11 protein-coding genes are annotated in these 15,622 nt (G+C 54.1%); 4 read left to right on the top strand and 7 right to left on the bottom strand.

The annotated features are described in order from the left end of the window. Positions 1–276: 276 nt before the first annotated feature. The 5 genes from EKM97_RS04475 to EKM97_RS04455 form a co-directional block, all read right to left on the bottom strand. Entirely contained in the window at positions 277–1,401 is a 1,125-nt protein-coding gene (locus tag EKM97_RS04475; RefSeq protein ID WP_404820202.1) for a DUF2075 domain-containing protein, read from the bottom strand. Positions 1,402–1,576: 175 nt separating this feature from the next. Beyond that, the gene (locus EKM97_RS04470; protein WP_225419210.1) at positions 1,577–3,439 is read right to left on the bottom strand and encodes a diguanylate cyclase; all 1,863 of its coding nucleotides are present in this window, start codon (positions 3,437–3,439) and stop codon (positions 1,577–1,579) included. A 152-nt stretch (positions 3,440–3,591) separates the two neighbouring features. Then, positions 3,592–4,251 (bottom strand): EAL domain-containing protein, encoded by a 660-nt coding sequence (locus EKM97_RS04465; RefSeq protein ID WP_125571081.1) that lies wholly within the window; start codon positions 4,249–4,251, stop codon positions 3,592–3,594. Between the two features lie 192 nt (positions 4,252–4,443). Then, positions 4,444–5,145 carry a signal peptidase I gene (gene lepB / locus EKM97_RS04460; RefSeq protein ID WP_225419207.1) on the bottom strand — a complete coding sequence of 234 codons (702 nt, stop codon included), beginning with the start codon at positions 5,143–5,145 and terminating at the stop codon, positions 4,444–4,446. 638 nt (positions 5,146–5,783) lie between these two features. Then, entirely contained in the window at positions 5,784–7,559 is a 1,776-nt protein-coding gene (locus tag EKM97_RS04455) for a heavy metal translocating P-type ATPase (protein WP_191985984.1), read from the bottom strand. 444 nt (positions 7,560–8,003) lie between these two features. Here EKM97_RS04455 and EKM97_RS04450 point away from each other — a divergent pair, with 444 nt between their 5' ends. From EKM97_RS04450 to EKM97_RS04440, 3 genes are read left to right on the top strand one after another with little or no spacing between them, the layout of a single operon-like run. Next, positions 8,004–9,206, top strand: coding sequence for an acyltransferase (locus EKM97_RS04450; protein ID WP_225419206.1), 1,203 nt, complete (start codon positions 8,004–8,006; stop codon positions 9,204–9,206). Beyond that, the gene (locus tag EKM97_RS04445) at positions 9,203–10,738 is read left to right on the top strand and encodes an AMP-binding protein (RefSeq protein ID WP_125571079.1); all 1,536 of its coding nucleotides are present in this window, start codon (positions 9,203–9,205) and stop codon (positions 10,736–10,738) included. Before EKM97_RS04450 ends, EKM97_RS04445 begins: the two co-directional genes overlap by 4 nt. Further along, positions 10,726–11,697, top strand: coding sequence for an aliphatic sulfonate ABC transporter substrate-binding protein (locus EKM97_RS04440; protein ID WP_125571078.1), 972 nt, complete (start codon positions 10,726–10,728; stop codon positions 11,695–11,697). Before EKM97_RS04445 ends, EKM97_RS04440 begins: the two co-directional genes overlap by 13 nt. Before the next feature lie 66 nt (positions 11,698–11,763). On the opposite strand, the gene EKM97_RS04435 is transcribed toward EKM97_RS04440, so the two are convergent. Further along, complete coding sequence (locus tag EKM97_RS04435) at positions 11,764–12,858, bottom strand: glycerate kinase family protein (protein WP_125571077.1); 1,095 nt, start codon at positions 12,856–12,858, stop codon at positions 11,764–11,766. A gap of 369 nt (positions 12,859–13,227) precedes the next feature. Between EKM97_RS04435 and EKM97_RS12020 the strand changes: the two genes are divergently transcribed. Continuing rightward, positions 13,228–13,983, top strand: a complete 756-nt coding sequence (locus EKM97_RS12020; protein ID WP_191985983.1) for a hypothetical protein — start codon at positions 13,228–13,230, stop codon at positions 13,981–13,983. Between the two features lie 133 nt (positions 13,984–14,116). On the opposite strand, the gene EKM97_RS04425 is transcribed toward EKM97_RS12020, so the two are convergent. Then, on the bottom strand, positions 14,117–15,478 hold the full coding sequence (locus EKM97_RS04425; RefSeq protein ID WP_125571076.1) for a cytosine permease: 1,362 nt from the start codon (positions 15,476–15,478) through the stop codon (positions 14,117–14,119). Positions 15,479–15,622: the final 144 nt, after the last annotated feature.

The raw sequence follows: 15,622 nt of genomic DNA, 5'->3' as shown, positions 1-15,622 counted from the left end.
GATATACAAGGTAGCTCTGGCTAAAATCTCGGGCTTAAGATTTTGGCCAGAGCTGGCTTGTATGTTAGCATTCTGCTCTTTTGAGCGCGACTGAAAAAGGCTGCGGACTGGGGCGGTTTGGTCCGGTCATGTAAGGTGGCTCGGAGGTAAATCCCGATTTTAGGATTTATCTCCGGGTCACCTTACATGTTGAGGACCAGCCCCAGGTAGCGCGACTAGGCTGCTCAAAAGTGCAAAAAAACACCCGCGCAGCCAGGCCACGCAGGTGTCATCACATTAACGATTCAGTTCCGCCAGCCGCTGCCTTAGTCGCGGATTCACGGCGTAAATTCCCAGTCCCATACGGCCGCGCTTTAGCAAAATATTAACGGTATGCATAATCAGCGCCCGCACAGCAGCATCAGGATTGGCTAAGTCTCCCCGTTTGCGCATCGCCTCCTGGTCCTCAAAACGTGCTGGTACGGTCACCACACGGTCTGCCTGCGGGTCATAATCGATGCTCGGACCAAGAATCACCCCAGCGTAATTGAGATCAAAGCCCTGAATCGTGTAAATGGAACCCACCTCGTGCAAGGTTTCGGGGCGCCCCGCCCATGGTCGGTCCGTAAAGTTAATTTTGTCCCAAGGCAAATGCAGACTCCCCGCATCGACAAACCACTGCTTATCATCAAACACCCGAAATGGAAAGTCGCTGGTCGCAATGAGTCGCGCGAGCCCATACTGCCGGTCGCGTACTTGCACCCAGTCATACAAAGGCTGGCCATCATTGAACAGCCGTAGTTCGTAATCTTGCGGCTGTGGTAATGGCCGCAACTTACCGGCAATCAAGTCATTGATCCACGCGCTCACCGCCGCATTTTGCATGCGCAGCTGCTGCGTTAAGCGGAACTCCTGCACGGGGTGACCGGCCAGAGTGGCCCGCAAGCGCGTCTCGTTCCAGTGACTCTTGAGCTTCACCACCTGATTGAAATCCACGACCAGCACCAACACGTGCGTGAGTTGCAGCAAATCCTGGATTTGATTGCTGCCGCGGTAGCGATTATAGGGGTCGCTGCGGCTGAGCAGTAGGTGCGCCTCATCCACGAACACCACATCCGCGCGGGTACCCGCCTTTTGCATCCGGTTGATGAAGGGCGTGGGTTTCTCGAAATCCTTCTTGCGTAGCGCCGGACTGTCCGCCGCCACCTCTTTATAGACCTTCAACATTTCGTTGTGGTTCACCAGCAGGTGGTTATCGCCGCGGCCGCGTGCCTGCAAGTGGGTGAACACCTGCGCGAGTACGGCACTTTTGCCCGAGCCCGCATCCCCGCGCAGCAAGAATACAGCACATTCTGCATCGTCCTGGTGTGCGTCAATAAAGGCAAACAGTTCGTCTTCAAGCTGGCGCTGCTGCCCCGTCATCTGCGCGTCGTCAGGCAAAATAAAACTCGAATTCGCCAGTTCATTCACAATTGCGACCTCCTTGTTCACTAGCAATAGCGTAGCGCACCAACTTGCCAGATGTAAGTGACAGCTGGCCACTCACTGTCCACACAAAAACCGCGTCCTTGCATTCAGGACGCGGCCAGATGGTGTTTTATGCTAATCGTGGTAAGTTCGGCCGGTCATAGTAGTAACCCTGCTGATACTTGGCTTTAATAACCTCACGGGCGTACTGAGCGTCAACGCTGTTCTCAACGCCGCAAATCACGAGGTTGATGTCATAATCACCGATTGCGGTGTACCAGGCCGCGGTTTGCGCCTGCGCCTCTTCATCAGTAAAGGCGTGGCGAATGTCGGCAATGCGGTACTTAAGCGCATCAATGTATGGAAAAGTACTGGCCAGCTCGTGTACATTCCGGCGCGGATCAATTTCAACGAGCGCAATGCGAATATCGAACTGCCGATAGCGTGGTCCTAAATCAGCCAGTTCGGTTAGACTCGGCAGTTCTGCCAGCTCCACAACGAGCACCGCCAGTTGCGGTTCCATCGCCTTGAAGGACACGAGTGCCTGCAGGGTGTCTGGGCTCCGGAATTGTTCAAGTGTCAGTTGCAGCATGATGCGGGTCGTTTTGTGGGCCTGCAAGAGGTCGTGCACATAATTGAGTTGCACTTGCACCGGCAAAACAAAAGCGCGCGGGAAGTTCCAGCGGTCGTGATCATATTCGTACCGGGCCACCTGCACCTCTTCATGGGTCGAAACGGGCGGCTGTTCCTGCATGTTCATCAGGTGCTGTGAGAACAACGTCCGTGTTGCGTAAAGGGGCTGGTTAACGCGCACATCTTCCGTTTGGCCCATAATCGTGATGGTATCGCGACCGTCACGTTTGCTCTGATACAGCGAGGCGTCACTGCGGGTGTAAATATCATCACTGGATTCATCCCCCAGTTGGTACTGGTCGACCCCGATGGAGACGGTCACGGTGATGTCAAACCCTTCAGCACGGAAGGTACCACCGCGTACATCGGCCCAGCAATCATGCAAAATGGGCTCAGCCTCCAGTGCCGTCAGTCCTGGAAAAGCAATGACAAATTCCTCGCCACCTGTGCGGTAAAGCTCATTCTCACCAGGATAAGCGCGCACCGTCTTTTGCATCAACTTCGCTACGGCACCTAGCAGTGAATCACCAACTAAGTGCCCGTAATGATCATTAATTTGCTTGAAATGGTCAATATCAATTACTGCGAGCGCCAGTGGCGTACCGTTTGTCTCCGCCGCCTGAAACATCTTCGTGATGTCCTCGCGGTAAGTCGTGTAGCTACGGGCGTTCGTCAGCGTATCAAAATGCGCCGCCTGCGCATTTTCTTCGTTCACAAGCAGTTGGCCATGGTCATACTGCATCACGAGCGCCACAAGCAGTGTTGCCGCAAAGTACATCGAGAACCCCTGCAGCTGAATCATTGGCGTAATGATTAAGCCTGCCGACCGCGGCGGCAAGAACAGCCAAAATGCCAGTCCGATATAACTGTACATGCCAATTTGGCGAAGCGCGCGATTTCGAATTTGGTCACGGAATAGCCACAGGGCCACAACCGCAACGGTGAGCAGCAGGAGCGAAATGCTGAACTGCGGCCGGCTGTAATAGTCCTCATGGTGCATCCACCAAATGGATAAAGTGGCCGCCACCTTCACTGCAAACTCAAACAAAGAATTGCGTTTATCTACTAAGGTGATGGTGAGCACAAACAGTCCCAAGTTGTGGAACATGAGTCCCGTCGCGTTGGTGAAGACGCGCCACCCAATCATGTGCAACTCAATGCCAATAGCGCAACAGGCAAGTGCGAGCAGCGCGCGCAAAAAATATTGCCGCCAGCGCAACTGGTCGTGAACAGCGAGGTGCCATGCACGTTCGTAGTAGTTACTAAATCCCGCGGCAAACAAGATAGTAATGAGAATTTGGGCCAACCACAAGCGCCAATCTAAGGGAGCACTACTGGCAGCAGCGGTCATATGATTCATATTCACGGCAAACTCGTCCCCCCAAGTTTGGAATTTGCGATATTAGCGCACAAAAAAATCGTTATTAAAACTTTAATAACGATTATAAACGGGTCTCTGTGAATGTGCACGCTTTATGCGGACATTTATACGCAATGTGTTAGCTTTATAACCTACTCGTTAACAGCTAGTAGGTGGGGCTTTGCAAAATAATAACCTTGGATTAAATCCGGCTTGTAGGGCAACACCTTCTGCAAGACTTCCTCGCATTCAACGCCCTCAACGGTCAGCCGTTTATAACGACTATGCGCCCGCTGCGCCCATTGGCGAAGCTCCGGCAGCGCCCGCACGGTACGCTCGTTGTAGTCAGTCATGTTTTGCAGAGCAAACTTGTACTCCATCGTGTACGGGTCGAGCAGGTTCACCATGTCCAAGTTATTCGCACCGCAACCGACATCGTCTAGGCAAACTTGGACACCATTGGCCAAAAACTGCGCAGCCGCGTGCCGAATCGCCTGCCGGTCGACCCCTTGCTCGTACTCGGTTAATTCAACGACGAGGGCCAGTTGGGGATGTTCGCGAGCCAGCGCGCCTAACGCCGCTGGCAACACCGGCAAAATAAACTGCTGTTGATCGAGGTTCACTGACAACAGCTGGGTGTCAGGCCGAATCGAAATCAGACTCGCCCGGATTAATCGACAAAGTTCTGATAAATCCAAATTCACGAAACTACGCGGCACTCGCCACGAACCGGCAACCTGTTCCTTAAGAAATAACTCATAACCGACAAACGTCCGTTGCGGTGAATACTGCTCCTGAGCAAAAAAACGCACGAAGTCCTCCCCTCATCCAAGCCACCCAGCTCAGATTAACTTTTTAGCTAAAACTAGCTCCTGTATTTATAATATATTATTAATGTATAAATAAGCAACGATAAATGCAAATCAGCCCTAAAAATTAAAAAAGCACCGGCCGCAACGCGATTTGGCGTTGACGTCCGGTGCTTAACCCATGCATTTTGGTTGCTAGAAAATCTTCATCTTGTTCAGTGGCCAGTAGCGCCAAACGACGACTGACTGGATGTTCTTACGCCCGATGAACCCGAAGGCCCGGCCATCGTGGGAGACGAAACGGTTGTCCCCCATCACGAAGTAGGAGTTCTTCGGCACAGTTTTGCGCATCGTGCTCTTCTGCGTGGCGAGGTTAAAGTCACTAGTGAACTTCATGTCCTTGTAATTCAATCCGTACGCGGTGGCGTACTCCTTCATTTCCTTCTTTTCAAAAGCAGGCTTCAGGTAAGATTCCTTGAGCTTCTTGCCGTTCAAGTAAACCTGGTTGTTTTTAGCGGACACAGTATCACCAGCCACCCCAATCACCCGCTTGATGTAGAGCTCGTGATCCTTAAGCGGCACCAATTTACCCTTGAGGTATAGGTTTCCGTTCTTGGTCGTGACATCTTTAGCAGTGGCGTTATTTTTCGTCAAGTAAGATTCACTAACGGCGTCCGGTGCGTACAGCACCACAATGTCGCCGCGCTTAGGTGTTTTCATGCGCAGTGAGAAGAGGCGGTCGTTATTTTGCAGACCCGGCTGCATCGAAGGCCCGGAAACCCGGTCCTTACTGATAACGAAGGTCATAAGGGCGGTCGTCGCGGCGAAGACCACGGCGAACAGGACGACCAGTTCGATAATAAACTTAAAGTTACTTTCTGTTTTCTTCTTCTGCACGAATTCTACCTCAGTCCATAGTTTTCCTATGTGCTGATAATACCATATTTCGCCCCACTACGTTGTGATTTAACTCACACTTAAGCAAAATTATGCCTCATTAGTCCTTGTTCTTTGGCTGTGTAGCAAGTATCGCGTACTCACGCCGCGAGCGGGTTTGGCTCCGCCGCAGGAGGCTGAATGGCGGGGACCGTTCAGGCCTGTTTCCGAAAGTCAAACCGAACAACACGTATTTGATTGGCAGGTCGGTTCGGTAAAATCAGCGACACTAATTTTAGCAAAAACTCACCCAAGTCGGCTCCCTAGATTTCCATCGAAATCAAGCAATCTCACTACTGAATTCAACTAGAAAGCATGTAGTGATTGGTGGGTCAAACCGGTCACTGCTGAGGCTACGCGAACACTCATGTAGGTCGCGCGCTGGTTCGGCAAGGGGTGGTAAACGGAGTGGCGAAAAAAATCTCATATGGAGACACGGCGCAAGCCGTGGCTTCACATGAGATTTTCGGGAGCGGAGATTTGACGGCGGTTTTGCGGCAAATCACCCAGTGGAAGACTCCGTAAGGAGGCTGAAACGGTCCCCGCCACGCAGTTTGCCACCGCGTGGCCGAACCAGCGCGCTACCGGCACCGGCCCTATTAGCCGTTACGCGCACGCAATGCATACAGAATAGTAACGGTGTCGACGACCTCTTGGAACATTGCCCCAATGATTGCCGGAATGACCCCAAACGCAGCAATCAGCATCAGTACAGTACAGATGCCAATCCCAATCAGCACGGCTTCGCGCGCAATACGCATCGTGTCGCGGGAAATTTTGACCGCATCTGCCACGTGGCCCAAATCATCGCGCAAAATCACAACGTCGGCGGATTCACTTGCCGCGGTGGCGCCATGCGCCCCCATGGCAATCCCCGCATCAGCTGCGGTCAGCGATGGCGCGTCGTTCACACCATCCCCAACCATGATGACAGGACGTTCGGCCGGTTTGCGGTTTTTAATGATGTTAATTTTGTCCACCGGCAACTGTTCGGCATAAACTTCGTCGATACCCACTTCGGCCGCAACCTGCTGGGCAATCGGCTTGCGGTCGCCAGAAATCATGATGAGATCCCGCACGCCCAACTGGTGCAAGCGGTCCATCGTTTCCTTGGCTTCTGGCCGCGTTTCATCAGCGAAGGCCACGTAACCAGCGTACTGACCGGCAACGCTAATATAGACGGCCGTCGCGTCCGTTTGCGGCGTAATTCCAGCATACGCAGCTTTCCCCACGTGGACTTCTTGGTCGTTCACAATGGCACTGACGCCACTACCAGTGACTTCCCGAACGTCTTTTGCCAGCGGCAGATTCTTAGGTGCTGCTTCAACCAGTGACCGGGCCAAAATATGCGTCGACTGGTGCTCCGCGCTGGCGGCGAGTGTCAGCAATTGGTCATCCGTGAATGGTTCTTTGGCGTGCACTTCGGTTACCCGCAGCACCCCGCGGGTGATGGTCCCCGTTTTGTCGAAGGCCGCAGTCTTAGCTGCGGCGAGCTTTTCAATCGCTGCCCCAGACTTGACCACAATCCCGTTGCGACTGGTCCGGCTCATCCCCGACACTAGGGCAATTGGCGCCGCCAAAATCAATGGACACGGCGAAGCGACAACCAGCACTTCCGCCAAGCGCACCGGGTCACCCGAGAAGAACCAGGCCGCCCCCGCGATGATGTACGCCACCAAGGTGAACGGCACAGCGTAGCGGTCCGCCATGCGGACAAAAGGCGCCGGTTGGGCAATGGACTCCTTAACCAATGCCACAATGCTCTGGTACTGACTGTTGGCACTCGTCGCCGTGGCAACGATGGTCAGTGCCGCGTCCCCATTCACCGTTCCAGACATCACGGCCTCACCAGGCTTCTTTTCCACCGGCCGGGATTCACCCGTCAAGCTGGATTCATCCACCATGCTAATACCATCCGCAACTTTAGCGTCAACCGGCACCACTTCGCCGGGCCGCACCAGCAGTGTGTCACCCACGACCACGTCGCTAACCGCGACGTCGGTCAAATTGCTGCCGTCCATGCGGTGCGCCTTGGTCGGGCTGGCCGCTAGCAGTGAGCGCAACTCACTGTTGGCGCGGTGCGCCGCGTAGTCTTCCAGCGCGTCACCCCCGGTCAGCATTAGGAGCACAATCAGTGCCGCCCAGTACTCGCCAACCAAAACGGTGGCGAGTACAGCGGTAATTGCGAGGAGATCAACCCCAAACTTCCCCGAGCGCAATGTCTGCACCATATCCCAGAACATTAACGCTGCTAGTAATAGACTTACCGTGCTGATGAGCACGCGCGCGGCATGTTGCTGGCCGAGCCCGAAGCCCAGCACCAATGCAACTGCTGCAACCGCCAGCACCACCCAAAGGCGCCAGTAGGTTTTCACTATTCGCATGTCTATCTCCTCCTTGTTTTGAATCGAATCCGTCGTAAACGGTTTCTGTGTATCTCTATTATAACTAATGACGCGATGAATAAGCTAGCTGCGCAGCGGTTTCCCCCCAGCGGCATTTCAGACAAAGTGTCCTGCACCGTTAGCCAACGTCCGGTGCCACGTAAAAGGCAAAACTTGCCGAACAACTATGCGGATTCTGCCTTTTGACGTGCAAGCTGCCACCACAATTTGGCACGGCCGCGGCGGAATGGGATTGCTACTTAACTAAACGCAACATTCCCGTCTTTTTTCGCAGGAGCGCCACAAAAAAGACACATTTTCAAACTAAGCTATTCATCGTCAGCAAGCCGTGACCCGCTCTTAATCGGGGTGCGCAATCACCAAATTTGCAAACAGTACACTTCAATTTACATAACAATATTTGGGGGAATTTCAGTGGCAAAACCAGTTAAACGCAAAAAGAAAGTCTACTTGTATGAGGTCGACCTCATGCGCGTCATTTTCATCTTCGGGGTACTCGCCAACCACGCAACCTCTGTAGTTACCGCCTACGTGTCCAGCTCATCAACGTCCTACGTCATCTTACTGGCAAGCCATCTGATTCTGCACTTCACGCGGATGGGCTTCATGTTCATCTCCGGGCTCGTGCTGTTTCTGCAGTACTACCACAAGGACAATGTCAGTTGGCCAGGTTTTTGGCTCAAACGCTACAAGGGCTCAGGCATCCCCTATGTCCTCTGGAACGCCATTTATACCGCGCTCGCACTGGTACTCACCAGTTCGCTAACCTTCAGCAAGTGGGGGCAAGACTTCTGGGGACACATTCTCCACGCCGATGGGTTCTACATGTACTATCTGCTGGTGATGTTCCAGCTGTACCTCATCTTTCCGCTGCTAGTGATGATGTTCAAAAAACTTGGCAGCACTCGCAACCAGCTGATTCTCATGGGCATCAGCGCAGCAGTGCAGCTGGTCTTCACCTTCTGGACCAAGTACAAATACCCCTACATCAGCACGGCCGGCTGGCCATACTTGCTCTCTCACTACAAGAACTTCATTGGCGCCTACCAGTTCTACTTCCTCGCCGGCGCGTTTGTTTCCATTAACTACCAAACCTGCAAGGACTTCTTGCAGGCCCACGCCAAGGCTCTTTACGGCATCACTGCCGTCCTGGCTGCTGGTACTTTTGGTCTTTACTACTTCAACACCAAGGTACTCGGCCTGACCCGCCACTACGCGGAGCTGATTCATCAGCCTTACCTGATGATTTACGCTAGCTTCATGGTCGCCACGGTTTTCCTGCTCAGTCTGGAGTACGCCAAGCGGCGCACACGGCCGGGGTGGCAACCGTTTGCCAAGTTCGTCGGAATTTCTTCCAAGATTTCCTTCGGGATTTATCTGGGCCAAACCGTCGCGCTAACCCTGCTGACCAAACTGCTGAGCTACGTCCACACCACCAGCTGGGCAATGCTGCTACTCACGCCGCTAGCCTACCTGTTCGCGCTCGGTTTCACCTGGATCATGTCCTACATCTTCTACAAGGTGCCACCGTTTGGCGTTCTGATTGGCCGGCCGCAGATGGTCACCCGCCGTATTTTGGCTAAATTCAAACAGAAAAAAGAGGTAACAGTGCAATGACAAAACTCACTTCCGAATTAAAACAGCAACTCCACAACGCCGAAAACGCCCGCGTCGTAAAGGACGAAGCCCGCGGCCGCTGGTTTACCGGCAGCGAGATTATGCATGATGTCCACGTCCTCACCCGCGAATTACGGCGTGCCAACATTGGTAAGGACGACGTGGTCTTCATGTCCTTGCAAAATGCGGCGGTTTACTTGCCCATTAACCAAGCACTCTGGTACATGGGCGCAACCGTCCACCCCATCGCACCATCAACTGGTCTCGACGGTCTGGTTGCCGACTTCAAGGAGTTTGACTACCCAGCCATGCTGCTGGACGCACCGCGTGCGGCTGCTTTTGCGGACATCGACTACTTAGAGCAGAAGCCACTCGATGACCTGCTCATGTTCCCTGGACTGGTACTGCTGCGCAACAAGCACCACACGCAGCCGGCCAGCACTGACGACCCAACAGAAGACACGCTGGGCATGATTTTGAACACATCTGGGACCACCGGCAAGCCCAAACGCGTCGGCCTCACCCACCAGATGATGATCAACACCGCCCACAACGACATGGCCAGCCACAAACTGACCCCGGCCGACACTGTGCTCATTGTGATGCCGATGTTCCACATCAACGCCCAACTCGTGCTGGTGCTCTCCAGCTTCCTGGCGGGCGGCAAAATGGTCATCGCGCCGAAGTTCTCCGCCAGCCGCTTCTGGCCGCAAGTACTGGATAATGACGTCACCTGGTCATCGGTGGTGCCGACCATCGTCACCATTTTGCTTAAGAATGAAGCGGCCAACGCTGCCTACCGTCCAAACCACAAATTGCGCTTCGTACGCTGCGCCTCTAGCATGCTAACGCTGGGCCACCACCAGGAGTTCGTGCGCCGCTTTAACACCCCCATCCTCGAAGGCTATGGCATGACCGAAGCCTGCAGTCAGTGCACGCTTAACCCGCTGGACGCCATCAAGATGGGCTCAGCCGGTAAGCCTTACAACACGGACGTCGCCATCGTCAGCGGCGACGACTTCGTGCAGACGCCCGGCTTTAGCGGCGAAATTGCGATTCGCGGCAACCACGTCATTACCGACTACCTCGACCCGCGTCCAGACGACTTCAAAGACGGCTGGCTGCTGACGGGTGACCTGGGCTACTTCGATGAAGATGGCTACTTGTGGCTCAAAGGCCGCTCCAAGGACATCATCAACCGGGGTGGCGAAAAAGTCAGCCCAACTCGCGTGGAGGGTGTCATTGAAGAGCTCGACTTCGTAAAGAACGTCGCCGTCGTGCCTGTTAGTGATGAAATCTATGGGGAAGCGGTCGCCGCTGCCGTCATCGACGAAAGTGACGACGCCCGCATTCAGGCACAGCACGCAGAGCAGATTCGCACGCTCACCGCGGCCAAGCTCGCGAACTTCGAACGACCAAGCCAGATTTACTTTTTGAAAAGTTTCCCGCTGAACCCGACCGGCAAAATTTTGCGGCCAAAACTCAGCAAGCTGCTGGAACAAACTGAGGAGGAAACGCGATGCGCCGAATAATCAGACGAATTTTCTACGTCCTCTTTGCCGCGTTCATCGTTGGCTTCACCATCTGGGGCTACACCCTGACCAAGAGCGATAGCAGTTCCGCCAGCCTGCAAACCATCACCATCGGTTACCAAGCTGGGGACCCGATCAGTGTTTCCAAGGCGCGCGGCCAACTCGTTAAGGAAATGAAGAAGAAGGGCTACCGCGTTGTCTTCAAGGAATTCCAGAACGGGGCCGCCGAAATGGAAGCCATGTCTTCTGGTACCATCGACTTTGCCCGCACCGGGGACACCCCGCCAATCACCTCCATCGCTAGTGGCAACAAGGTCACCATCGTCGCTACTGGGAGCTCCAAGGCCAAGGGGAGCGGAATTGTCGTGAATAAAAACTCCAGCATCAAGTCCATTAAGGACCTGAAGGGCAAGAAAATTGCCTACACGAGCAACACCAGCTCGCAGTACATGGTGCTGAAGGTGCTGAAGAAGGCCGGCCTGACAACCAGTGACGTAAAGCTCGTCGACATGAGTCAGTCCGCCGCTGCCGTCGCCTTTGCGAAGGGCAAAATTGACGCGTGGGCCAACTGGGATCCGTACACTTCCCAAGCTGAACTCAAGTACAACGGGAAGATGATTGTGAACGGGAGCGACGTCAACGTCAACAACCGTGACTACCTGCTCTCCGGCAAGTATGCCGGCAACCACAAGTCCGCAACTAAGCTACTGATTAAGTACCTGGCAAAGGACATGACCTGGGCCAACACGCACAAGAGCGCGCTGATCACGATGATGAGCAAGGAACTCAAGCTCAGCAAGGCCATCGTTGCCCGCCAGGTGAACCGCCGCAGTTTCGCCATGCACGCCGTGGGTAGCAGCCAGGTGGCCGAAGAACAAGCCATCGCTGATTTGTTCTACCAGCAGGGCATCATCAAGAAGAACATCGATGTCTCTAAGGACGTGCTTGATTTGAAGTAACACAATTCACTAAAAATGCTCCTGAGGTCGATGGTTGTCGACTGCAGGAGCATTTTTGCTTGCTTGTTACTCGTGGTTCACAAGTCGCGCCACGCCCAGCGCCACGTATTGCAAGTTGTCCGCAGTCGCGGCCAATTGCTCGGCCAGCGTCTGATTGCCGGGACTAATCGCCAGCGCCAAATCCAGGCCCAGCTGCTGCGCGCCCGCGTGACTAACGACGCCGCACAAAGCCACCGTTTTCGCATGGCCGTGCACCGCACGCAGACGCGTCAGCAAGCCGTCCAGCACCTTACCATGCGTGCTCTGGTCATCAAGGTGCCCTTCACCGGTAATCAGCAGATCCGCCGCCTTGAGTTTTGCGTCCACTTTGAGCACGTCCAGCACGTAATCAATCCCCGACTGTAAGTTGCCACCCAGCGGTCCGGCAACTGCAGCGCCCAGACCGCCGGCTGCGCCACTGCCGGCTTGGGCCGCCACGGCGTGTGGGTATAGTCGCTGCAACTCTTGATCCACTACCGTAATTTCTTCTATAGATAAACCCTTTTGCGGGCCAAAGACTGCGGCCGCCCCGCGCGGCCCGGTTAACGGATTATCGACGTCAACCAGGGCGGTGACTGTCATGTTCCAATCCGCAGGCGCTGCCAACGCGTTGATACTTGCCAGATCCGCGCCGCTAGCTAGTTGCTGCGCCGCTAGGCCCGGCAGTTGCCACCCCAGAGCCTGCAACATGCCGATGCCACCATCCGTTGTGGCACTGCCGCCCAGCGCGAGCACTGCCTTTTGTGCCCCCGCCTGTCGGGCGCTTTGCAAAATTTCACCGATGCCGTAAGTCGACAGCGTCAACCCGGATTGCCCTGGGCGTACGTAATCTGCATAGCCGACGACCTCAGCAGCTTGCAGATAAACAGTCTGCCCGTCTGCGCTGCGGTAGTACGTGCTTGCATGCATACTGCCATCTGCACCATGCACACGCACCTGCACAGGCTGCAACTGAAGCGGCGCTGCTAAGCTGGCAATTGTATTCTCACCGCCGTCACCGAGCGGTATGCACTCGATAGCTGCCGTTGGCGCGCCGGCACGCACCCCGCTGGCAATGGCATCAGCTACGGCCGATGCACTTAGGCTACCCTTGAAAGAATCTGGCATCACAAGAATCCGCATTTTGAATACTCCCTTCTTGATAGTTTCATTGTAGCAGGGTCGTTTGTAACATTAGTACCGATATTAACTGCTTTGTTGCGATTTCCGTAACATTCACATTAATTACGGCGGTACAATAAGACCAAAGTATGACATTTAAAGTTTCGCAACCGTTTTCTAAAATTGATTTGGAAAAGTTTCTTCGTTATTTATTTTGGATTTCAGCTTTGGCAGTAAAGAGCCGACACAATATATTACGTTTTTTAACACAGAATCACGAAAAAGTTGCTGAATTTTACAGACATATTACGAGTTCATGACGTATAATAGAACCATCAAGAAAGCAGCAGGGTATTGAAAGACCCGCTACATAATTTGGAGGTATCTATTATGAAGAAGAGCATGGTAACAATCGCAATGTTGAGCGCAGCACTGATGACCGGTGCAACCGTCGTGATGCCAGCCGCTAATATCAATACCGTTTCCGCTTCTTCCGTAGTTGTTACCCCTAAGGCGGACCTTAGCAAGACCCTGAAGGAAGCACAGGCAATCAAGTCTGGCGACGTCTCCGACGCCACTTACACAGGCCTGCAGCGGGCAATCGGCCTGGCAAAGACAACTCTGGCCAACAAGGCTAGCGACACGGTGGACTTCAACTTCGCAAAGTCCGTTCTCCGCGGCTTCATGGATCTGGGCAGCACCAAGGCTAACCACTTCGGCCTGACCTACCTGGTTAGCTCCGCTTCTGCAGTTAAGGCGAGCGACTACACCGCTAGCTCCTACGCAAAGTTCAACAAAGTTTACATGACCGCACAGGCAGTCAACAACAACACTGCGTCCACTCAGGCACAGTTGGACGCACAGACCAACAACCTGAACCAGGCCCTGGAACAGCTTGTTTACACGGCACCTACGCCAGTGGTTGGTAAGGTTACCGTTCACTACGTTAAGGGCTACGGCATCCAGATCTGGAGCAGCTACAAGGCAAGCAAGAAAGTCGTTAAGGACAGCAAGGGCAAGGCTAAGAAGCTCATGCACGGTTCTTCCTGGAAGGTATTCGCTTCCGTTAACTACAACGGCCACACCTGGTACAACCTCGGCGGTAACCAGTGGATTGACAGCAGCTACGTGGTTTACCACAAGTAATTAGAGTGTACCGCGATGCGGTTTGCTCTCGATATACAAACAGACAAAGACGGCGCAGAATAATTCTGCGCCGCCTTTTTGTATACAAAAGTGAATGTAAAAAAGGCCGCCCTGAGCAGGCGACCCTGGTGCACTAATTTTTCTGTGTCTGCATGCCTTTTGCCAGCAAGTAGTACACCAACGCGGAGAAGGCCATGGCGACAAAAGTAGCGCCAACAGTATACGCAATCAGTGGCAAGTGGCGCAACCCAAAGTACGCCGTAATCCCGAGTGCCCACGCGCAGATGGCCCGCCAGTTGAAGCCACCTCGGTACCAGTAAGCACCCGCCACCTTGGTGAACTCGGCCGTGTCGTACTGCCGCCGCCGGATGATGAAGAAATCAACTAGGAAGACCGCAATTTCGGGTCCCAGGAACATGCCAATCATATCTAGAAAGGCTGTGAAGGCGGTCAAGAAGGTAGCAAAGAACAACGGAATGAATGAAACCCCCGTCGCCACGAGCGTCACAATCCACAGCGCCGGTGTCAACTTTAACTTGTGAAACATATTCGTGAGCGCCGAACCAGCTGCCATCAAGTTGACAGCGTTGGCCGTTGTGCTAGTGATGACAATGACCAGCAGCGCCAGTACGCCCAGCCCCAACTTACTAGCAATCGTGGAAGGATCGGAATCGTTGGGGTCGTAGGCATGCGTGCCGATGGCCGTGGCAATCGTTGCCGTCAGCCCGATGAACGCGAACCAGAACAGCCCAACGTTTGCCCCCAGGAAAGAGTAAGTCGTTGCCGCACGCTTTTTGCCGGTGAAGCGCGAAAAGTCGGCCGCAGCTGTCACCCACGCCAAGTTGAATGCCGCCAGAACGTCGATGGCTGCCCCTGGTGTCATCGCAAACTTAGCACTCGGCCGCCACGCCAGAATCTGGCTGAGCGAAACGTGCTGGAAAACCACCACCGATTCCCAAATCACAAACAGCATGACCAGCACAATACCAACCCGTTCAATCATCCGCACGGAACGCTCGCCGAGTGAAATGGAGCCCAGGTGCAGCAAGGACATCACGAGGATGCCGACAATCAGACCGCGGTTGCCACCAGGCGCGCCGTAACTCGGCCACCCGAGAATGTCCTTCAGAATAACCGAGATGGAAATGGCGGCAATGAAGGTATTAGCGGCCGCCCAGCCAATGAATTGCACAATGTTGATAATGGAAGGAATGAAGGAACCCTTGAGCCCAAATGACGGCCGCGTCAGCGCCATCGCCGGCAATCCGGTACGGTAACCCATGTAACTGGCCAGTGCGAGCAAAATGTAGGAACAGACCCCAGAAATAATCAGGGTCGTCGAGGCCGCCAGCATCCCCGTCGCGGCAATGACACCCCCGATATACCAGGTCCCGTTGTTGGCATTCGCCCCAATCCAGGTGGCGAACATGTCCCAACTCCCCATTTTGCGTGCATCGTCAGGCACCGGCTCAACCCGGCCGAACTGTTTACTCATGCTTCGTCCTCACTTTCTGCTGAAAAACGTACTGCTTGCAATGTTACCATGCTACCTGCAGAGAGTTAACGGCTGCATGGCAAAATGTTTCATGCGGGCGACAGCACGTTCAACAAAAAGACCGCCGACATTAAATGCCGACGG

Source organism: Lacticaseibacillus songhuajiangensis (assembly GCF_003946025.1).
Classification (GTDB): Bacteria; Bacillota; Bacilli; order Lactobacillales; family Lactobacillaceae; genus Lacticaseibacillus; species Lacticaseibacillus songhuajiangensis.
Note: the sequence above shows the minus strand (reverse complement) of the source record. Positions and strands in the feature narration are given on the sequence as shown.